This is a genomic window from Streptomyces sp. NPDC057099 (assembly GCF_042671245.1).
GTDB classification, from domain to species: Bacteria; Actinomycetota; Actinomycetes; order Streptomycetales; family Streptomycetaceae; genus Streptomyces; species Streptomyces purpurascens.
In genome coordinates, this window is sequence record NZ_JBHUTX010000011.1 from 152,275 (window position 1) to 171,856 (window position 19,582).

15 protein-coding genes and 5 tRNA genes are annotated in these 19,582 nt (G+C 70.2%); 8 read left to right on the forward strand and 12 right to left on the reverse strand.

Annotated features, from left to right (window positions below):
* Window positions 1–24 precede the first annotated feature (24 nt).
* The 10 genes from ACFT4A_RS17690 to ACFT4A_RS17735 form a co-directional block, all read right to left on the reverse strand.
* Window positions 25–97: transfer RNA gene (locus ACFT4A_RS17690), tRNA-Glu, on the reverse strand.
* Between the two features lie 44 nt (window positions 98–141).
* Window positions 142–213 (reverse strand) — tRNA-Gln (locus tag ACFT4A_RS17695).
* A gap of 20 nt (window positions 214–233) precedes the next feature.
* Window positions 234–306: transfer RNA gene (locus tag ACFT4A_RS17700), tRNA-Glu, on the reverse strand.
* Between the two features lie 41 nt (window positions 307–347).
* Window positions 348–420: transfer RNA gene (locus ACFT4A_RS17705), tRNA-Glu, on the reverse strand.
* A 21-nt stretch (window positions 421–441) separates the two neighbouring features.
* Window positions 442–513: transfer RNA gene (locus tag ACFT4A_RS17710), tRNA-Gln, on the reverse strand.
* 91 nt (window positions 514–604) lie between these two features.
* Window positions 605–1,336, reverse strand: coding sequence for an HAD family hydrolase (locus tag ACFT4A_RS17715; protein ID WP_382831014.1), 732 nt, complete (start codon window positions 1,334–1,336; stop codon window positions 605–607).
* A 29-nt stretch (window positions 1,337–1,365) separates the two neighbouring features.
* Window positions 1,366–3,582 carry a FlgD immunoglobulin-like domain containing protein gene (locus ACFT4A_RS17720; RefSeq protein WP_382831017.1) on the reverse strand — a complete coding sequence of 739 codons (2,217 nt, stop codon included), beginning with the start codon at window positions 3,580–3,582 and terminating at the stop codon, window positions 1,366–1,368.
* A gap of 169 nt (window positions 3,583–3,751) precedes the next feature.
* A complete protein-coding gene (gene gltX / locus ACFT4A_RS17725; RefSeq protein WP_382831018.1) occupies window positions 3,752–5,236 on the reverse strand; it encodes a glutamate--tRNA ligase in 1,485 nt (494 codons plus the stop codon).
* Window positions 5,229–6,005, reverse strand: coding sequence for a fumarylacetoacetate hydrolase family protein (locus ACFT4A_RS17730; protein WP_382831020.1), 777 nt, complete (start codon window positions 6,003–6,005; stop codon window positions 5,229–5,231). The genes gltX and ACFT4A_RS17730 overlap by 8 nt, the downstream gene beginning before the upstream one ends.
* A 173-nt stretch (window positions 6,006–6,178) precedes the next feature.
* A complete protein-coding gene (locus ACFT4A_RS17735; protein ID WP_382831023.1) occupies window positions 6,179–6,370 on the reverse strand; it encodes a hypothetical protein in 192 nt (63 codons plus the stop codon).
* Window positions 6,371–6,973: 603 nt separating this feature from the next.
* On the opposite strand from ACFT4A_RS17735, the gene ACFT4A_RS17740 reads away from it, so the two are divergent.
* From ACFT4A_RS17740 to ACFT4A_RS17775, 8 genes are all read left to right on the forward strand, one after another.
* Window positions 6,974–10,768 carry a nitrate- and nitrite sensing domain-containing protein gene (locus ACFT4A_RS17740; RefSeq protein WP_382831025.1) on the forward strand — a complete coding sequence of 1,265 codons (3,795 nt, stop codon included), beginning with the start codon at window positions 6,974–6,976 and terminating at the stop codon, window positions 10,766–10,768.
* 9 nt (window positions 10,769–10,777) lie between these two features.
* Window positions 10,778–11,191, forward strand: coding sequence for a roadblock/LC7 domain-containing protein (locus ACFT4A_RS17745; RefSeq protein ID WP_257850117.1), 414 nt, complete (start codon window positions 10,778–10,780; stop codon window positions 11,189–11,191).
* 111 nt (window positions 11,192–11,302) lie between these two features.
* On the forward strand, window positions 11,303–11,698 hold the full coding sequence (locus ACFT4A_RS17750; RefSeq protein WP_053668780.1) for a DUF742 domain-containing protein: 396 nt from the start codon (window positions 11,303–11,305) through the stop codon (window positions 11,696–11,698).
* Window positions 11,679–12,254: an ATP/GTP-binding protein gene (locus ACFT4A_RS17755; RefSeq protein WP_104781463.1), complete on the forward strand. Its 576-nt coding sequence runs from the start codon at window positions 11,679–11,681 to the stop codon at window positions 12,252–12,254. The genes ACFT4A_RS17750 and ACFT4A_RS17755 overlap by 20 nt, the downstream gene beginning before the upstream one ends.
* A 377-nt stretch (window positions 12,255–12,631) precedes the next feature.
* On the forward strand, window positions 12,632–15,901 hold the full coding sequence (locus tag ACFT4A_RS17760) for a nitrate- and nitrite sensing domain-containing protein (RefSeq protein WP_382831028.1): 3,270 nt from the start codon (window positions 12,632–12,634) through the stop codon (window positions 15,899–15,901).
* Between the two features lie 10 nt (window positions 15,902–15,911).
* Entirely contained in the window at window positions 15,912–16,325 is a 414-nt protein-coding gene (locus ACFT4A_RS17765) for a roadblock/LC7 domain-containing protein (RefSeq protein WP_003993185.1), read from the forward strand.
* Window positions 16,326–16,418: 93 nt separating this feature from the next.
* Complete coding sequence (locus ACFT4A_RS17770; protein WP_184598587.1) at window positions 16,419–16,997, forward strand: DUF742 domain-containing protein; 579 nt, start codon at window positions 16,419–16,421, stop codon at window positions 16,995–16,997.
* Window positions 16,978–17,559: an ATP/GTP-binding protein gene (locus ACFT4A_RS17775; RefSeq protein ID WP_009314218.1), complete on the forward strand. Its 582-nt coding sequence runs from the start codon at window positions 16,978–16,980 to the stop codon at window positions 17,557–17,559. Before ACFT4A_RS17770 ends, ACFT4A_RS17775 begins: the two co-directional genes overlap by 20 nt.
* A 117-nt stretch (window positions 17,560–17,676) precedes the next feature.
* Here the strand turns inward: ACFT4A_RS17775 and ACFT4A_RS17780 are convergent, their stop codons facing one another.
* Window positions 17,677–17,871, reverse strand: a complete 195-nt coding sequence (locus ACFT4A_RS17780) for an acyl-CoA carboxylase subunit epsilon (RefSeq protein WP_382831031.1) — start codon at window positions 17,869–17,871, stop codon at window positions 17,677–17,679.
* Window positions 17,872–17,906: 35 nt separating this feature from the next.
* Window positions 17,907–19,490 carry an acyl-CoA carboxylase subunit beta gene (locus tag ACFT4A_RS17785; RefSeq protein ID WP_215118336.1) on the reverse strand — a complete coding sequence of 528 codons (1,584 nt, stop codon included), beginning with the start codon at window positions 19,488–19,490 and terminating at the stop codon, window positions 17,907–17,909.
* Between the last annotated feature and the right edge of the window lie 92 nt (window positions 19,491–19,582).

The following is a 19,582-nucleotide window of genomic DNA, read 5'->3' on the forward strand; positions in this document are numbered from 1 at the left end:
GAAGTGAGGGGCCTTCGTAGTGCGTACCCCCGACCGGATTCGAACCGGCGCTACCGCCTTGAGAGGGCGGCGTGCTAGGCCGCTACACAACGGGGGCGTGGAGCCTGCAGGCGTTTATTACTACACCGCCGCAGGTCCGAGCTGGTCTACCTGGACTCGAACCAAGACTAACTGAACCAGAATCAGCCGTGCTGCCAATTACACCATAGACCAATGTGGTTTAGACCAGTCAGTACCCCCGACCGGATTCGAACCGGCGCTACCGCCTTGAGAGGGCGGCGTGCTAGGCCGCTACACAACGGGGGCCCTAGCAGTTCCGAGATGATCGTCGATCCTCCGGAACCCTGTACCCCCGACCGGATTCGAACCGGCGCTACCGCCTTGAGAGGGCGGCGTGCTAGGCCGCTACACAACGGGGGCCTTGCAGATGAGCTCTGCGAGCTGGCCTACCTGGACTCGAACCAAGACTAACTGAACCAGAATCAGTCGTGCTGCCAATTACACCATAGGCCACTGGAACGCAAGCCCCCGAGGGGGTTCTTGTTCTAGTAGTGCGCCTGGGGCTCCTGCCTTCCGGCCCGCTCCCCGCGGCGCAGGAAGAACATTACCTGAAGGTGGACGGGGCTCCAAAACGACTATCCGGGCCGAGCAGTGAGGGCAGTTCGGCGAGGGAGGCGATGCGGTGCGGGCCGACGGGCGGCTCGATCGTGGCGTACATGCCGCCGCGGTCGATCCACACCGACAGCAGCCCGGCGTCGGCGGCGCCCCGCCCGTCGATCTCCGGGTGGTCACCGACGTAGGCGACCTGGTGCGGCGGCAGATCGAGGGCCGTGCAGGCGGCGAGGAACGCGCCGGCCTCGGGCTTGGAGACGCCGAGCTCGGCGGCGCACAGGATGCTCTCGAAGCGGTCGTGGACGCCGAGGACGCGCAGCTTGTGGTCCTGGACGTGGATGCTGGAGTTGGAGAGCACGGCGTGCCGGTGGCTGGCGGCGAGGGCGTCGAGGACGGGCAGGACGTCCGGGAAGAGGGTCCAGACCTCCTCGTAGTGGGCGCGGTACCGCCGGAACCACGCGTCGGCCTCGGCGTCGGTCAGCTCCCGGCCAAGGAACACCCGTACGCGGTCGCGCCGCTGGGCCTCGAAGGTGGCCTCCCCGGCCGCGAAGCGCGCCCATTGCAGGTCGGTGATCTCCCGCCAGCGGGCGATGGCCTGGTCGACGGTGTCGTAGTCGTCGAGCAGGCCCTCGGTCGTCAGGTGGGCGCGCATGCCGAGGCGGTCGGCGGTGGTGTAGTCGAAGAGCGTGTCGTCGACGTCCCAGACCACGGCTTGGATGCTCATGGTCCGACCGTACCCACCGCGCCCCGGGCTCAGCCCAGGTTCATGGTGCCGGAGAGCGTGAGGTCCGGTCCCTGGTTGTCGCGGGGGCGGGCGGTGAGCTTCCAGGTGTAGCCGCCCGACGGGGCCCCGGCTCCGCTGGCGGTGGTGCCGTCCCAGGCGGGGCGTACGGCGGCTCCGGTGGAGGTGCCGGTCAGGGTGCGGACGGCGGTGCCGGAGGCCGTGGTCAGGGTCAGGGTCCAGGTGGACGGCTTGTTCAGCTGCCAGACCGGCGACCAGGGGAACGATCTGCCGATCACGGACGGCGAGTGGACCTGGGCCTCCGTCTGCGCGAGGGGCGAGGTGGGGACGCCGCTGGGGACGATCGACACCTCGCCGTACGTGCCGTTGAGGTAGGCGATGTGGCCGCCGAAGCGGTCGACGGCCCAGCGGCCGTTGCTGCCGCCGGTGTTCTGGTCGGTGGCCGGCAGCCTGACCAGGGTGCGGGTGGTGGCCGTTCCGGTGTGGAAGTCGGTGAGCAGCAGGTCGTGGGTGGTGCGGTTCTCGCGGAGCAGGAAGCCGTCGGCGAGGCGGGCGGGGCCGATGTCGGCCGGGACCGTGATCCTGCGGTTGGTGGCCCGGTCGTAGACGCCCGCGGAGCTGCCGCAGGACCAGTACAGCCAGGTGTTGACGGCCTGGATGTCGGTGGGGGTGCACGGGGCGCCGGTGGCGAGGGTGGTGGTCGTGCCGGTCTTGAGGTTGCGGCCGGTGACCGCGCCCTGGGTGCTGCCCGGGGTCCACAGGGTCTGGCCCCAGACGGCGGCGGCGCCGCGGTCGCGGGTGAGGGTGGACTCGCCGCCGGTCGCGGCGCGCGGGAAGTCGACGATCCGCTGCTTGCCGGAGCCGCCGCTGTAGAGCACGTAGCGGCCGGTGCTCCCGGCGAGGCGGCCGCCGGAGTCGCCGTCCGTGGGCCCGTTGAGGACGGTGCTGGTGTCGAGGCCGACCGTGAGGACGGATTCCTGGCCCGTGTCGCCGGTCCACAGGTAGGCGACCCGGCCGTCGCCCAGGGCCTCGTGCTGGGGGCAGGCGGCGTCGCCGGTGAGGCAGGTGGACGTGTCCAGCCCGGGGCTGCGGCGGGTCTGGGGGCCGGCGGGCCGGCCGGTGGCGTCCAGCTGGAAGCCGCTGTAGCGGAGCGAGGCGCCCGGTGTGGCGCCGTAGAGGAACAACTCGCCGCCGGCGACGGCCAGTCCCTGCACTCCGGTCGAGGCCGCTGGGACCCGGGCCACCTTGGTGGTGGTGAGGCCGCCGCTCTCGGTGAGGGTGATCCGGTGGATGTCCCAGTCGAGGCTGGAGGGGCCCGCGGTGGCCAGTGCCCCGCCGTCCAGGGTGGGGCCGATTCCGCCGAAGGACGAGGCGAGCACGGTGCTCGAGGCGCCCGTGACCAGGGAGCGGGCGGTCAGCGCGGCCTCGGTGCCGCCCAGGACGAACATCGGGTTGCCGAGCAGGAGTTGGTCGCCGACGACGGCTTCGAGCTGGGCGTCGGTCCTGGTGAGGGCGGTGGGCTCGGTGCCGGGTTCGGCGTCCACCCGGATCGCCTTCCAGTCGGCGACCAGCCAGCGGTCGTTGAAGGCGAGCTGCGGGGCCGTCTCGGCGCTGGTCACGAACGTGCGGAAGGCGCCGTTCGCGAGGTCGACCAGTCCCACGGACGTCCTGCCGTCCAGCGCGGAGACGATCGCGAGACGGCTGACCGAGCCACCGGTGCGGTAGGAGACGGGCCGGGCACCCGTCGGGAAGCCGGTGACCGGGGTGTCCGTGGTGGTGCCGTCGGCGGCGGCGCGCAGCACGTGCAGGGCGCCGGTGCCGTCCATGGTCAGCACGCTCCAGCCCACGGCGGCCCGGTAGGCCTGGCCGGAGGGGATCGTGACGGTGGCGGTGACGCCCGTGGAGCGGTGCTTCTGCGTGACCGTCTGGCCTGAGCGGGTGTTCACCACGTCGGTGCCGCCGGCCAGGTCGTCCGGGCCGGCGTGGGCGGGCGGGACCGTGTCGGGGTAGTCGACCGTGGTGACCGTGGTGGTGCCCGGCCGGTACTGGAAGCCGGAGGCGCCGGCCCACGGGTAGTCGACGGTCACGCGCTTCTCGGTGACGAGGCGCACCGTGCCCGCCGGGGCCTCGGCCTCGGGTGCCGCCTGCGCGGGTGTGGTCAGCACCGTGCAGGACAGGGCCACCACCCCGCCGACGGCCGCGTGGACGAGTCTTCGTGAACGGCTCATGGTCTCTCCCCCGGTACCAGGGCGCACACGCGCACCGTGTGCACGCGGGACATCCAATGTCCCCTCGGGGAGCCGGAGTCGGCCGGAAGGATGAACTCCGGGTGACGGCTGGGCGGACACGACGAGGGCGGCGTCCGAAGCGGACGCCGCCCTCGTGGTGGGTGCTGCGTTACGCGGCCAGCTTCGCCAGCGCCGCGTCGATCCGGGCCAGGGTCTGCTCCTTGCCCAGGACCTCCAGGGACTCGAACAGCGGCAGGCCGACCGTGCGGCCGGTGACGGCGACACGGACGGGGGCCTGTGCCTTGCCGAGCTTGAGGCCGTGGGCCTCACCGGCGGCCAGGACGGCCTCCTTCAGCGACTCGGCGGAGGTCCAGTCGGCGGCCTCCAGCTTCTCCCGGGCGGTGCGCAGGAGGGCGTCGGAGCCTTCCTTCATGGCCTTGGTCCAGCTGGCCTCGTCCACCGCCGGCTCCGGCAGGAACAGGAAGTCGACGTTGTCGGTGATCTCGGAGAGCACCTTGAGGCGGGTCTGCGCGTGCGGCGCGATGGCCTGCCACTTCGCCTCGTCGAAGGCCTCCGGGGCCCAGGGCGCGAACGGGGCCCGGAGCCACGGGGCGCAGCGCTCCGTGAAGTCCTTCACATCCAGCAGGCGGATGTGGTCGCTGTTGATGGCCTCGCACTTCTTCAGGTCGAAGCGGGCCGGGTTGGGGTTCACGTCGGAGATCTCGAACGCCGCGATCATCTCGTCGATCGAGAAGACGTCCTGGTCGGCCGAGAGGGACCAGCCGAGCAGGGAGAGGTAGTTGAGCAGGCCCTCGGGGAGGAAGCCGCGCTCCCGGTAGAGGTTGAGGGAGGACTGCGGGTCGCGCTTGGAGAGCTTCTTGTTGCCCTCGCCCATGACGTAGGGCAGGTGGCCGAAGGAGGGGATCTCCTTGGCGATGCCCAGCTCGGTCAGCGCCTTGTACAGGGCGATCTGGCGCGGGGTGGAGGAGAGCAGGTCCTCGCCGCGCAGGACGTGGGTGATCTCCATCAGGGCGTCGTCGACCGGGTTGACCAGCGTGTAGAGCGGGGCCCCGTTGGCGCGGACGATGCCGTAGTCCGGGACGTTCTCCGGGGTGAAGGTCAGCTCGCCGCGGACCAGGTCCGTGAAGGTGATCGTCTCGTCGGGCATCCGGAAGCGGACGATCGGCTCGCGGCCCTGGGCCTGGTACTCCTCGACCTGGGCGTCGGTCAGCTCGCGGCAGTGGCCGTCGTAGCCGGAGGGCTTGCCGGCGGCGCGGGCGGCCTCGCGGCGGGTGTCCAGCTCGTCCTGGGAGCAGTAGCAGCGGTAGGCGTGGCCGGCGTCGAGGAGCTTGGCCGCGACGTCCTTGTACAGGTCCATGCGCTGCGACTGGCGGTACGGCGCGTGCGGGCCGCCGACCTCGGGGCCCTCGTCCCAGTCGAAGCCCAGCCAGCGCATCGCGTCGAGCAGCTGGGTGTAGGACTCCTCGGAGTCGCGGGCCGCGTCGGTGTCCTCGATGCGGAAGACCAGGGTGCCCTGGTGGTGCTTGGCGAACGCCCAGTTGAACAGGGCGGTGCGGACCAGGCCCACGTGGGGGTTACCGGTGGGCGACGGACAGAAACGGACGCGTACGGGAGTGCCGGGTGCGCTAGCCACGCTTGACAACCTTGTTGGTGAGAGTGCCGATGCCTTCGATGGTGACGGCGACCTCGTCGCCGACGTTCAGGGGGCCGACCCCAGCCGGGGTGCCCGTGAGGATCACGTCGCCGGGGAGCAGCGTCATGGCCTCGGAGATGTTGACGATCAGGTCCTCGATGGAGTGGGTCATCTCGCTCGTACGGCCCAGCTGGCGCTGCTGGCCGTTGACCGTGAGCTGGATGGTGAGGTCGGCCGGGTCCAGGTCCGTCTCCACCCAGGGGCCGAGCGGGCAGGAGGAGTCGAAGCCCTTGGCCCGGGCCCACTGCTTCTCGCGCCGCTGGACGTCGCGGGCGGTGATGTCGTTGGCGCAGGTGTAGCCGAAGATCACGTCCCGGACGCGCTCGCGCGGGACCTCGCGGCACATCCGGCCGATGACCACGGCCAGCTCGGCCTCGTGGTGCACCTCCTCGGAGAAGGAGGGGTACTGGATGTCGTCGCCGGGGCCGATCACCGAGGTGGAGGGCTTGAAGAAGGCGAAGGGGGCGTCGGGGACCTCGTTGCCGAGTTCCCTGGCGTGCTCGGCGTAGTTGCGGCCGAAGGCCACGACCTTGTTGGGGAGCACCGGCGGCAGCAGCCTGACCTTGCTCACCGGCACCTTCGTACCGGAGAGTTCGAAGTCCGCGAACGGGATGCCCTTGATGATGTCCAGGACGAGCTCGTCCTGCTTTTCGCCCTCGATGGCGCCGAAGGCGACGTTCCCGTCGATGGAGAATCTGGCGATGCGCACGGGATGCTTGGCCCCTTGACTGAAGCGGCTGGAGTCTGACGCTCCAGGCTAACGCGGGCAGGTGTCCGCGCCGTGCTCATGATGAAGGGCGCCCCCCGCCGTCGGAGGGCGCCCTCGATGTTCGTGTCCCGCCGCCTTGAGCAGTCGGCGGCCGGTGCGCGTACTACCTGGTGTCACACCGCGGCCGCGGCGGCCGCGACGGGGACCTCGGTGAGGATGGTGCGCTTGGGGTTGGCGGTCTGGGCGGGGAGTTCGACGCTGTGCTCCGGCTGCTCCGGCGTCCGCAGTTCGTCGGCGTCTTCCAAGTGCGCCAGCGTCGTGCGTCGCGGGTTGGCGATCTTGTGGAACATCGTCGTCGTCTTCACTGTTTACTTGACCCTGTCCTGTGACGGCGACCGGGACGGGTCCATGGACCTCGCACCGGGCGCGGGTTGTCGGTTTTGCCATCGCTGTAAAGCGTCAGGCTAAACACGGGATTCCCGGCCCAATCGCGGAGGGACCATGATCAGCATGTGAGTTTCCTCACGAATCAGAGGCCGAATCGGTCAATCCGGACTCATGCCCCACCCCCACGAAACGGACATTGACCCTCTGAAGCCAACATTCCGCTCCTGATCATGGCGACTGGGACACCCGTCACGCCCTGACGACTCGCGGGCTTACGTCCGAAATGGACGAACTCACTTTCTACGACCGGTGATCCGGCCCTCACGTGGTGTCACCTATGTCACGGCATGGCCTACGGGCCTTGTTGGAGATCCTGTGCTGTGCTGGAATCTCACGGACCGCCGCAGGATCGAGCCGGCGCACAGGGGGCGCACAGACGCGCCGAGTGGCGGCGAGAAGGGGGAGCCAGCGCCGGTCACTCACGACCACCACGGGGGCGTACTCAGGGCGTCCCCAGAACGCCGACACCGTGCCCCGCCGTTTACGGCGACGGGGTGCCTGGTCCAGAGGTTGCGACGCTAGTGCAGGGACGTTTCAAGAGGGATGGCAGCGCTTCGGCGGAGCCGGAGCCGCACGGCGGGACTGGCCCCATGAAGGGTGGCCCCGCGCCCCAGCACGCCCAGAACCCGGGCTCGGCCGGCGACGGCGGCGAGCGCTCCGGGCGGTCCGGTACATCGACCCCCTCGGGAGCCGCGAACCCGTCCCCGGCGCTGAAGCCGCCGACGGGACCCACCGGCCCCGGCCCGCGAATAGCCCTGCGCAACTGGCGCATCTCCACCCGACTGGTCTCGCTGCTCGCCCTCCCGGTGGTCGCGGCCACCTCGCTGGGCGCACTGCGTATCAACCAGTCCATGGACGACATCCAGCAGCTCGACAACATGAAGCTGCTGACGGACATGACCAAGCAGGCCACCGAACTGTCGGCCGCGCTCCAGGAGGAGCGCGACCAGTCGGCCGGCCCGCTCGCGCACGGCGGCAAGGCGACCGACTTCACGGTCAAGGGTCTTCGTGAGAAGACCGACCGGGCGATGAAGAACTTCCTCGACAGTTCCGAGGAGATCGACAGCGCCAGCAAGGAAGGCAACCTCAAGGGCGTCCGTGAGTACCTCATCCAGCTCGCCGGCGAGCTGGGCGACCTGGCGCAGATCCGCAAGGGCGCCTACGCCTCCGAGGGCAATTCCACGCAGACGATCGAGGCGTACCACCGTCTGATCGAGAACCTGGTCGACCTCTCCCAGGACATGGCCGAGGCGACCAGCAACCCGGACATGATCCAGCGCACCCGTGCCCTGGCGGCCTTCTCCTCCGCCAAGGAGTACTCCTCGATCCAGCGCGCGGCCCTCGCGGCGGCGCTGCCCGCGAGCAACACCACGACCGGCAAGCTCTCGCCGAACGACCGGCTCTACGCCGAGTCGTCCCTGGAGAGCCAGAAGTCCGAGATCCGCAGCTTCAAGAGCATCTACGGCGAGGACGCCGCCGCCGAGCTGCTGCAGCCGATCGAGGACGGCGGCAACTCCACGATCAAGGCCACCGACACCTACGCGGGCCGTGCCCTGGTCTCCGCGAGCGGTCTCGCCCAGCAGGACAAGCGGTCCTACCGCGACTGGCTGGACGACAGCTCCACCAAGATCCAGCAGATGAAGAACATCGAGCACACGCTGCTCGAGGAGATGGAACAGAAGGCCCGCGAGCTGCGCAGCGCCACCGAGCGCGACGCGATCATCTCCGGTGCGCTGATCCTGATCGTGCTCGGTGTGTCGCTGGTCGGCGCCTTCGTCGTGGCCCGCTCCATGATCCGCTCGCTGCGCCGCCTGGAGGAGACCGCGACCAAGGTCGCCTCCGACCGGCTGCCCGAGCTGGTCAAGCAGCTGTCCGAGTCCGACCCGCAGGACGTCGACACGTCCGTGGAGTCGGTCGGTGTGCACTCCCGGGACGAGATCGGCCGGGTGGCCGCGGCCTTCGACGACGTGCACCGCGAGGCGGTCCGGCTCGCCGCCGAGCAGGCCCTGCTGCGGGGCAACGTCAACGCGATGTTCACCAACCTCTCGCGCCGCTCCCAGGGCCTCATCCAGCGTCAGCTGTCGCTCATCTCCGAACTGGAGTCCCGCGAGGCCGACCCGGACCAGCTGTCCTCTCTCTTCAAGCTCGACCACCTCGCCACCCGCATGCGCCGTAACGGTGAGAACCTCCTCGTCCTCGCCGGTGAGGAGCCCGGCCGCCGCTGGACCCGTCCGGTCCCGCTGGTCGACGTGCTCCGCGCCGCCGCCTCCGAGGTGGAGCAGTACGAGCGCATCGAGCTGGCCTCCGTGCCGACGACCGAGGTCGCCGGCCGCGTGGTCAACGACCTCGTGCACCTGCTCGCCGAGCTGCTGGAGAACGCGACCTCGTTCTCCTCCCCGCAGACCAAGGTCAAGGTCACCGGTCACGCGCTGCCCGACGGCCGTGTGCTGATCGAGATCCACGACACCGGTATCGGTCTGTCGCCTGAGGACCTGGCCGCGATCAACGAGCGGCTCGCCTCTCCCCCGACGGTGGACGTCTCCGTCTCCCGCCGCATGGGTCTGTTCGTGGTCGGCCGTCTGTCCCAGCGGCACGGCATCCGCATCCAGCTCCGCCCGTCCGACTCCGGTGGTACGACCGCGCTGGTCATGCTGCCCGTCGATGTCGCCCAGGGCGGCCGGAAGCCCCAGCCCAAGCAGCCCGGCCAGCCGCCGCTCGGCGGCGGTGGCCCGGCCGCCGCGCAGGCCGCCGCCGGTGTGGCAGCGGCCCGGCGTGGCGCCGGTGGCGGCCAGGGCGGCGGCGCGCTCGGGGCGGGTTCCTCCGGTGGCGGTGCCTTCGGTGCCGGTGCGTCCGGCGGGGGCCGGCTCGGTCCGGGCCAGAGCCCGCGGGCCGCGCTGCCCGGGCGGGACGCGGACGGTGGCCGTCCGGGAGCGCCGGGCGGAGCGCGCGGACCCCAGGGTTCCGAGAAGTCCCCGTCGTTGTTTGACCAGGGTGCTCCCTCCGCGCCCCCGCAGGGCCGTCCGGCCGGTGCCGGGTACGGGCAGGCCCCGGGTGCCCCGCAGGGTCTGCAGGCCGCGGGCACGAACGGCCCGCAGGGCCAGGACGCCTTCGGCGGCGGCCGGGGTCAGCAGCGCCCGGGCGGCAACGCCGAGCAGGGCCAGGGCCGTCGGCCGCAGCTGCCGCCGCGCGGCGGTCCGCGGGCCGAGCTGCCCGGTGGCGACCCGCAGCCGCGGGTGCCGAGCTGGAGCGACGAGAACGCCCAGCCGCCGGTGCCGCGTGCCTCGCTGGACACCCCGCGTGGTCACGAGGAGCCGGACGTCTCCCGTACGTCTCAGATGCCTCGGATCGACGACCGTCAGGGCCCGGGCGCTACGGCGGAGATCCCGGCCGTGCCGCAGTCGGACCAGTACGCCACCGGCACGAACGGATCGCAGGACCCGGGTCAGTTCGTCCGCCCGGACGTCTTCGGCTCAACGGCCGGCCGCCGCGACTCGTCGCCCCAGACGGGCCAGTACCCGGCCCCGCAGGCCCCGCAGTCCTACGACAACGGCTCCACGGGTCAGTACCCGGCGCAGCGCCAGGACAACAACGGCAGCCAGTACCCCGCGCAGCGCCAGGACAACGGGTCGACCGGCCAGTACCCGGCGCCCCGCCAGGACAACGGCTCCGGCCGGCCCACCCTTCCGGGTCCGGCCACCCCGGCCGACCCCGGTGGCACGGGCCAGTACGAGCGGCCGCAGGTCAACGGCGGCCGGGGCGCGTCCGACTTCGGCGCACCGCGGCCCCCCGCCCCGCAGGCCCGGCCCGCCCGGCAGGAGCCCGAGGCCCTGCCGCCGGCGTCCGGTCCCGGCGACGGGCGTACGCCGCTGTACGACACACTCGAGACCAACTGGTTCCACGGCCAGAACGGCCAGGGCCAGAACGGCCAGCAGGAGCAGCAGTCCCAGCAGCCGCAGAACAACGGCTCGGCTCCGCAGCAACCGCAGGGACCCACCGGTCCGCAGCGGTCGTCCGCGCCCGCCGGCTGGCGCAGCTCGCCGAACGACGATCTCGGCCGCCAGGCCGAGCGCGTCCGCCAGCCCGCCGCCGGTGGTGTCACCACCTCCGGCCTGCCTCGCCGGGTACCCCGCGCGAACCTCGTCGCGGGCACGGCGCAGCAACAACCGCAGCAGCAGAGCGGTCCGCAGATCTCCCGGGCGCCCGATGACGTCCGGGGCCGGCTGACCAATCTCCGCCGCGGCATCGCACAGGGTCGTCAGGCCGGGTCCACCCAGACCGGCAGCTTCCCTCGACCCTCTCACCAGCAGGAGCGTTAGTTGAGTCCGATGAGCCAGGCGGCACAGAACCTCAACTGGTTGATCACCAACTTCGTGGACAACACCCCCGGGGTGTCCCACACCGTCGTCGTGTCCGCCGACGGTCTCCTCCTGGCGCTGTCGGAGGGCTTCCCGCGTGACCGCGCGGACCAGCTCGCGGCCGTCGCCTCCGGTCTGACGTCGCTGACGGCAGGCGCTTCCCGGATCTTCGAGGGGGGCGACGTCGCGCAGACGGTCGTGGAGATGGAGCGGGGGTTCCTTTTCCTGATGTCCGTCTCGGACGGCTCGTCGCTGGCCGTCCTGGCACACCCTGACTGCGACATCGGCCTCGTCGGCTACGAGATGGCGCTCCTGGTCGACCGCGCGGGCGCGGTCCTGACCCCCGACCTGCGAGCTGAGCTCCAAGGCAGTCTGCTCCACTGATCGGCCCCGGCACCACCCGTCTCACCACATCACCGTCCGGCCGCCACACACCCCACACAGGCCCCGTCAGACGGCTCGACTGACCGACTTGCTGTCCCGCCCGGAGGACCCATGACCCCGCCCCCCGCCTCTCATGATCCGTACGCGGAGCCGTACGAGGATGAGGGCGACCAGCCGCTGGTAAGGCCTTACGCCATGACCGGCGGCCGGACGCGGCCGCGCTACCAGCTGGCCATCGAGGCTCTGATCAGCACGACCGCGGACCCCGCGGCACTCATGGGGCTGCTGCCGGAGCACCAGCGCATCTGCCACCTGTGCCGTGAGGTGAAGTCGGTCGCCGAGGTCTCGGCGCTGCTCAACATGCCGCTGGGTGTGGCCAGGATCCTCGTCGCGGACCTCGCGGAGGCCGGTCTCGTCGCGATCCACCAGCCGGGCGGCGACGACGCCACCGGTGCGCCGGACGTGACACTGCTCGAAAGGGTGCTCAGTGGACTTCGCAAGCTCTGACGCGGGTCGTTCCACCACGTCCGCGAAGATCGTGGTGGCGGGCGGCTTCGGCGTGGGCAAGACCACGTTCGTCGGTGCCGTCTCGGAGATCAACCCGCTGCGCACGGAGGCCGTGATGACCTCCGCCAGTGCGGGGATCGACGACCTGACGCACACCGGGGACAAGACCACCACCACGGTGGCCATGGACTTCGGCCGTATCACCCTGGACCAGGACCTGATCCTGTACCTGTTCGGTACGCCGGGCCAGGACCGCTTCTGGTTCATGTGGGACGACCTGGTGCGCGGCGCCATCGGCGCGGTGGTCCTGGTGGACACGCGCCGGCTGGCCGACTGCTTCCCGGCCGTCGACTACTTCGAGAACAGCGGCCTGCCGTTCGTCGTCGCGCTGAACGGCTTCGACGGCCAGCAGCCCTACCAGCCCGAGGAGGTGCGCGAGGCGCTGCAGATCGGGCCGGACACCCCGATCATCACGACGGACGCCCGCCACCGGGCCGATGCGAAGAGTGCCCTGATCACGCTGGTCGAGCACGCTTTGATGGCACGGCTGAGGTAGCACCCAATTCGAGAGCGCCATACGGAAGTTGTCGTAGATGCACCGGAGCCGACTGTGTCCTTTGACACGGTCGGCCAAGGTGTTCATAACGTTTCGGCAGAGGAATCGGGTGGTACGGCCACGCGTCGCGCACATCCGGTCTCGCTGCGCGCACAATCGCCCCGCCTTTTGGCGGGGCTCGCTCTTTATGACCGTTTTATCTGGGGCTTACATCGCTCCGAATCCGCGCCCCGGACTGTTTGGAAGAGCGCAGGTCGTCGTGCTGGAATGCCTGAACTGCCCAATAGTCAATGACGCACTCGTCCGTCGATGGCGTGTTGGGCTCTGAGACACTGCGGCACAACGTTGGTGCCGACCGCCGAGAGGTTGTTGGTCGAGTGAGGCGAAGCAAGAACAGTCCCGAGCCGTCGGCCCGGGGCAACTTCACCCCGCCGCCGCGCACAGCGGCGCCCGCCCCCGTGCCCGGTTCGGAGCCGACGGCCGCGGCTGCCGAGAGCAGCGGCCGTCTCTCCCCGCGCAACTGGCGCGTGGCGACCAGGCTCAACGCGATCCTGCTCATACCCGTGCTGGTCGGCCTCGTCATGGGCGGCTTCCAGGTGAAGAGCTCGATCGACACCTGGCAGGAGGCCGAGGACGCGGAGAACACGGCGCGCCTGGTGCGGGCCGCGCTGGCCTACGGCAACGAACTGCTCGTAGAGCGCGACGTGACCGCGGCGCCCCTGCTTCAGGGCAAGGGCGTAAAGGACCCGACCGTCGTGAAGGCCCGCGCGAACACGGACAAGGCGGCCGACGCCTTCGACGAGGCCGTCAAGAACATGCCCGACCGGGCCAACCTGCAGCGGCGCCTGGACCGCTTCCGCGAGGTGGAGCCGAAGCTGACGCAGCTGCGCGCGGCTGCCTACACCAGCCAGCTCACCGGCGTGCAGACCGAAGAGGGCTACGTCGACACCGAGCACAGGCTGCTGGAGTTCGCCAACGAACTCGGCCTGGGCACCGGCAACATCACGAGCTACGGCCGTACCGTCTACGCCATCTCGCTGACCAAGGGCGCGCTCTCCCTTCAGCGCTCCATCGGCATGCACATGCTGATCAAGCCCGGCCCGGACGGCGGCAACCTGGCCAGCCAGCGCATCGCCCTGTCCTCGTACGCGTACCTCGAGCGCATCGCCATCCAGGAGTACACGAGCGGTGGCACGCAAGCGGACACCGCCAAGCTGACGGCGGCCGAGAAGCAGATCAAGGCCGATGGCGCGAAGATGGCCGCGGCGGCCAAGGCCCAGGACCCGGACTACGTACCGCCGCCCTCCAACCCCACCACGATGGTCGCGCGGATCGCGGCGATGCCGTCCACGGACACCAGCGCTCGCGCCGACCTCGCCCAGGAGGGCATCACCGCGCAGAACTGGTGGGCGGTGACCTCGCTGAGGTTCGACGCGTACAACAAGATCGAGACGGATCTGGCCGACACCGCGGTGGGCGAGGCCTCCGACATCGCCGACGACGCCCAGCGTGACGCCTACGTCACCGGTGCGGCCGTCGTGGTCGCCCTGCTCCTCGCCTTCATCCTGGCCGGCGCGGTGGCCCGCCAGATGAGCCGCTCGATGCGCCAGCTGCGCAACGCCGCCTTCGGCATCGCCGAGCAGCGTCTGCCGATGCTGGTCGACCAGCTCTCGCGCACCGACCCGGGCCGCGTGGACACCCGTGTCCAGGCCATCCCGATCACCACCACCGACGAGATCGGCGAAGTCGCCCGCGCCTTCGACCAGGTCCACCGCGAGGCCGTCCGGCTCGCCGCCGAGCAGGCCCTGCTGCGGGGCAACATCAACGCGATCTTCACCAACCTGTCGCGCCGCAACCAGTCGCTGATCGAGGGCCAGCTGACCCTGATCACGGACCTGGAGAACAACGAGGCCGACCCGGACCAGCTGGAGAACCTCTTCCGCCTGGACCACCTCGCGACCCGTATGCGCCGCAACGGCGAGAACCTCCTGGTCCTCGCCGGCGAGGAGCCGGGCCGCCGCTGGGACCAGCCGGTCCCGCTGGTCGACGTGCTGCGCGCCGCCTCCTCCGAGGTGGAGCAGTACGAGCGCATCGAGCTGTCCGGTGTCCCGGAGGCCGAGATCCACGGCCGTGCCGTGACCGACCTCGTGCACCTGCTCGCCGAGCTGCTGGAGAACGCCACGACGTTCTCCTCCCCGCAGACCAAGGTTCGCGTGACCGCCACCCGTCTCCCCGACGGTCGGGTCATGATCGAGATCCACGACAAGGGCATCGGCCTCACCGCCGAGGACTTCGCGGACATCAACCACAAGCTGGCCAACCCGCCGACCGTGGACGCCGCGATCTCGCAGCGCATGGGCCTCTTCGTGGTCGGCCGGCTGTCCGACCGGCACGGCATCCGCGTCCAGCTCCGCCCCTCGGGCGAGCAGGCCGGTACGACCTCGCTGGTCATGCTGCCCGACGCGATCACCCACGGCGGTGGCGGCGAGCAGCACGTCGACCGCGACGAGTTCACCGTCTCGCAGATCATCCCCGAGCAGAACTTCGGCGGCGGCGAGAACTTCGGCCAGCCGATGCGCACGGCCGCGGAACTCGGCTTCGACGACAGCCGCTACTCCGAGGTCCCCGACGACATACGTGAGCTGGACCCCGTCGGCCGTTCCCTGATGCGCGAGGAGCGCAGGGCGGCCCTGGAGGCCCAGTCCCACGACGAGCAGCCCGCCCTGCCCGGACGGAACCCGCAGGACCCCGACGAGGGGCACGCGTACCCCGAGGAGTTCAACGGGCAGCAGGGCTACGACACCGGCCAGGCCTACGACACGGGCCGGACCGGCTACCCCCAGCAGCAGCCCTCCGCGTACGACCGTCAGCCGACGTACGAGAACCAGCAGGCGCAGTACGAGGAGCAGCGGCACACGGCGTACGAGGAGCCGCAGCGCCCCGCGTACGACGAGCAGTACTTCGCGCCGAACGGCGGCTACCCGGAGCCCTCCTACACGGAGCCGGCCCAGGAGGAGCCCCCGGCGCAGGGTGCGGGCGTGCCCGAGAGCTTCCCCGCCTTCGAGCAGCGTCGTTACCAGGACGACTGGCCGCAGCAGGACGGTTACCAGAACGGCTACCCGAGCCAGTACCCTTCTCAGGCCCAGGAAACGGAATCTGCGCAGGCCGCTGACGCAAGTGAGCAGGACCGCGTAGGCTTCGACCGTCCGGGACCGGCCCACTCCGCCGCCCACTCGATGACCGACGCGGGGCTTCCCCGCCGCGGAGCCACTGCGAGCGGTGCGAACGGCACGGGCGGCGCGCGGCACGTGAGCCAGGAGCCTCCGGCCTCCACCCCGGAGAGCAACGGCGACAGCGACTGGCGCTCGGCGAACGACGAGCGGTGGCAGCAGGCTTCGCAGCTCCGGAAGCCCAGGGCGGGCGGGGTCACCTCCTCCGGCCTGCCGAGGCGGGTACCCAAGGCCAACCTGATCGAGGGGGCCGCCGAGAGCACCCCCCAGGGAGGCCCCCAGGTCTCCCGCGCCCCGGAGGACGTCCGGGGCAGGCTGAGCAACCTGCGTCGCGGCGTGGAACGCGGACGCAACGCAGGCAGTGAAACGAACGGCCAGGGCTTCGGTCCTGACAGCACCTACAACCAGGAGCGTTAGTGTGAGCCCGATGAGCCAGGCGGCACAGAACCTGAACTGGTTGATCACCAACTTCGTGGACAACACCCCGGGGGTGTCCCACACGGTGGTGGTCTCCGCCGACGGACTCCTTCTGGCTATGTCCGAAGGCTTCCCCCGCGACCGCGCCGACCAGCTCGCGGCCGTCGCTTCCGGTCTGACGTCCCTGACGGCAGGCGCCTCCCGGATCTTCGAGGGAGGCGCCGTGAACCAGACGGTTGTGGAGATGGAGCGGGGATTCCTCTTCATCATGTCCGTATCCGACGGCTCCTCTCTCGCGGTTCTCGCACATCCCGAGGCGGACATCGGTCTCATCGGGTACGAGATGGCCCTGCTGGTGGACCGAGCCGGTACGGTCCTGACACCGGACCTTCGTGCGGAGCTCCAGGGGAGCCTGCTCAACTAACAGACGGACGGTGCGTTTTGGCGTCCCGTGGCCGTAAAGTTTCGGGACGCGGCTCCACAGCGTTGGGTGCCAGCACAGTCGGAGGAGGAGAAAGTGGCAACACCCCCAGGCGGTTCGTCTTCGGGCAACTGGTCGTACGGCCCTGCCCAGGGCCAGAACGACGGTGCGCAGAACCCGAACCGTTACAACTTCCCCTCCACGCCGAGCCACCGGCAGCCGTACGCGCCGCAGGGCCCCGGCCCGTCGCCGTACGACCAGCCGCCGGCCCCGCGGATCCAGCCTGTGCAGCCGCAGCGCCGCACCCCCGAGCCGGCGCCCGCCGGGGCGTCGAACAACCCGCTGGTGCGTCCGTACGCCATGACCGGTGGCCGGACCCGCCCGCGCTACCAGCTCGCCATCGAGGCGCTGGTGCACACCACTGCGCAGCCGCACCAGATGCAGGGCCAGTTGCCCGAGCATCAGCGGATCTGCAACCTCTGCCGAGAGATCAAGTCGGTCGCCGAGATCTCGGCGCTCCTCACGATCCCTCTCGGCGTGGCCAGGATCCTCGTCGCCGACTTGGCGGAGGCGGGACTGGTCGCCATCCATCAGCCCGGCGGCGACGAGAACGCCGGCGGCCAGCCAGACGTGACACTGCTCGAAAGGGTGCTCAGTGGACTTCGCAAGCTCTAGCGGCGGTCCTTCCCGCTCCACCACCTCAGCGAAGATCGTGGTGGCGGGTGGCTTCGGCGTGGGCAAGACCACGTTCGTCGGGGCCGTCTCGGAGATCAACCCGCTGCGTACCGAGGCCGTCATGACGTCCGCTTCGGCGGGCATCGACGATCTCACCCACACCGGGGACAAGACGACCACCACGGTCGCCATGGACTTCGGCCGTATCACCCTGGACCAGGACCTGATCCTGTACCTCTTCGGTACGCCCGGCCAGGACCGCTTCTGGTTCATGTGGGACGACCTGGTGCGCGGCGCCATCGGCGCGATCGTCCTGGTGGACACGCGGCGTCTCGCCGACTGCTTCCCGGCGGTCGACTACTTCGAGAACTCGGGTCTGCCGTTCGTGATCGCGCTGAACGGGTTCGACGGGCAGCAGCCGTACAACCCGGACGAGGTGCGGGAGGCTCTGCAGATCGGGCCGGACACGCCGATCATCACGACGGATGCGCGGCATCGGGCCGATGCGAAGTCTGCGTTGATCACGTTGGTTGAGCACGCGCTTATGGCACGGCTTCGGTAATTGATTGCTGTGGGACAGCCCCTGGCGGCCTCTGGGTTGCCGGGGGCTGTTGCGTTGAGCAAAAGCAGAAGCCAAAGAGGCCCCTCCTGGTGGAGGGGCCTCTTTCAGGTGCTGGGGTCAGCGCCAGCTGTGCGGGGCGCGGAAGCCCGGCTCGCGTTCCAGGCGGCGCCAGCCGGCCTTGACGCGGCCGCGGTGCGTCGGGGTGGGGTCGGTGGGGCGGGCGGCGGCGCGGGCCAGGAGGATCGCCGTGATGGCGGCGACTTCCTCGGGCTCGGCGTGGCCCTTCTCGACGCGGATGTCAGGGGTGCTCATGGGTGTCAGTCTCCGTGAGAGAGATGTCCGCGGGGTTACTGCGGAGGGTTGCCGTGCTTGCGGGAAGGCAGGTCGGCGTGCTTGGTCTGGAGCATCGCGAGGGACTTGATCAGGACCTCGCGGGTCTCGGCGGGGTCGATGACGTCGTCGACCAGGCCGCGCTCCGCCGCGTAGTACGGGTGCATCAGCTCGGACTTGTACTCCTTGACCATGCGGGCGCGCATGGCCTCGGGGTCCTCGGCCTCGGCGATCTGGCGGCGGAAGATGACGTTGGCCGCACCCTCCGCGCCCATGACGGCGATCTCGTTCGTCGGCCAGGCGTAGGTGAGGTCGGCACCGATGGACTGGCTGTCCATGACGATGTACGCACCTCCGTAGGCCTTGCGCAGGATCAGCGAGATCCTCGGCACGGTCGCGTTGCAGTAGGCGTAGAGCAGCTTGGCGCCGTGGCGGATGATCCCACCGTGCTCCTGGTCGACGCCGGGCAGGAAGCCGGGTACGTCCAGAAGAGTGATGATCGGGATGTTGAAGGCGTCGCACATCTGGACGAAGCGGGCCGCCTTCTCGGAGGCCTCGATGTCCAGGACGCCCGCGAGGGCCTGCGGCTGGTTGGCGACGATGCCGACGACCTGGCCGTCCATCCGGCCCAGTGCGCAGATGATGTTCCGCGCCCAGCGCTCGTGGACCTCCAGGTAGTCACCGTCGTCGACGATCTCCTCGATGACCTTGGCCATGTCGTACGGCCGGTTGCCGTCCGCCGGGACCAGGTCCAGCAGGACGTCCGAGCGGCGGTCGACGGCGTCCGAGGCCTCGGCACGCGGCGGGTTCTCGCGGTTGTTCTGCGGGAGCAGCGAGAGGAGGTAGCGGACCTCGGCGATGCAGGTCTCTTCGTCGTCGTACGCGAAGTGGCAGACGCCGCTGGTCTCGGCGTGCACGTCGGCGCCGCCCAGGCCGTTCTGGGTGATCTCCTCGCCGGTGACCGCCTTGACGACGTCCGGGCCGGTGATGAACATCTGCGAGGTCTCGCGGACCATGAACACGAAGTCCGTCAGGGCGGGGCTGTACGCCGCGCCGCCCGCGCACGGGCCGAGCATGACCGAGATCTGCGGGATCACGCCCGAGGCCTTGGTGTTGCGCTGGAAGATGCCGCCGTAGCCGGCGAGGGCGGAGACGCCCTCCTGGATACGGGCACCGGCGCCGTCGTTCAGGGAGACCAGAGGAGCCCCGGCCGCGATGGCCATGTCCATGATCTTGTGGATCTTCGTGGCGTGGGCCTCGCCCAGCGCGCCGCCGAAGACCCGGAAGTCATGGGCGTAGACGAAGACCGTCCGGCCCTCGACCGTCCCCCAGCCGGTGATCACACCGTCGGTGTACGGCTTCTTGGCCTCCAGGCCGAAGCCCGTGGCCCGGTGCCGGCGGAGCTGCTCGACCTCGCGGAAGGAATCCGGGTCGAGGAGCAGCTCGATGCGCTCCCGCGCGGTCAGCTTGCCCTTGGCGTGCTGCGCCTTGGTCGCCTTCTCGCTCGGTCCGGCCACCGCCTGCGCACGGATCTCGTGCAGTTCGGCCACGCGTCCGCGCGCGTCGGTCGGCTCACCCGGCGCCTCATCCAAAACGGTCATGTAGCGACCTTACGAAGCGAACCCAGGAAAGCGGGCCGTCGACTCCTCACAGTCTCCGGCGTGTTTTCCTGGTACCCCTGAACAGAACCATG

Bases quoted from the DNA above. Each gene is read 5' to 3' on its own strand.
- ACFT4A_RS17715 (WP_382831014.1), bottom strand. From the start codon at position 1,336: ATGAGCATCCAAGCCGTGGTCTGGGACGTCGACGACACGCTCTTCGAC.
- ACFT4A_RS17720 (WP_382831017.1), bottom strand. From the start codon at position 3,582: ATGAGCCGTTCACGAAGACTCGTCCACGCGGCCGTCGGCGGGGTGGTG.
- ACFT4A_RS17745 (WP_257850117.1), top strand. From the start codon at position 10,778: ATGAGCCAGGCGGCACAGAACCTCAACTGGTTGATCACCAACTTCGTG.
- ACFT4A_RS17750 (WP_053668780.1), top strand. From the start codon at position 11,303: ATGACCCCGCCCCCCGCCTCTCATGATCCGTACGCGGAGCCGTACGAG.
- ACFT4A_RS17765 (WP_003993185.1), top strand. From the start codon at position 15,912: ATGAGCCAGGCGGCACAGAACCTGAACTGGTTGATCACCAACTTCGTG.
- ACFT4A_RS17780 (WP_382831031.1), bottom strand. From the start codon at position 17,871: ATGAGCACCCCTGACATCCGCGTCGAGAAGGGCCACGCCGAGCCCGAG.
- ACFT4A_RS17785 (WP_215118336.1), bottom strand. From the start codon at position 19,490: ATGACCGTTTTGGATGAGGCGCCGGGTGAGCCGACCGACGCGCGCGGA.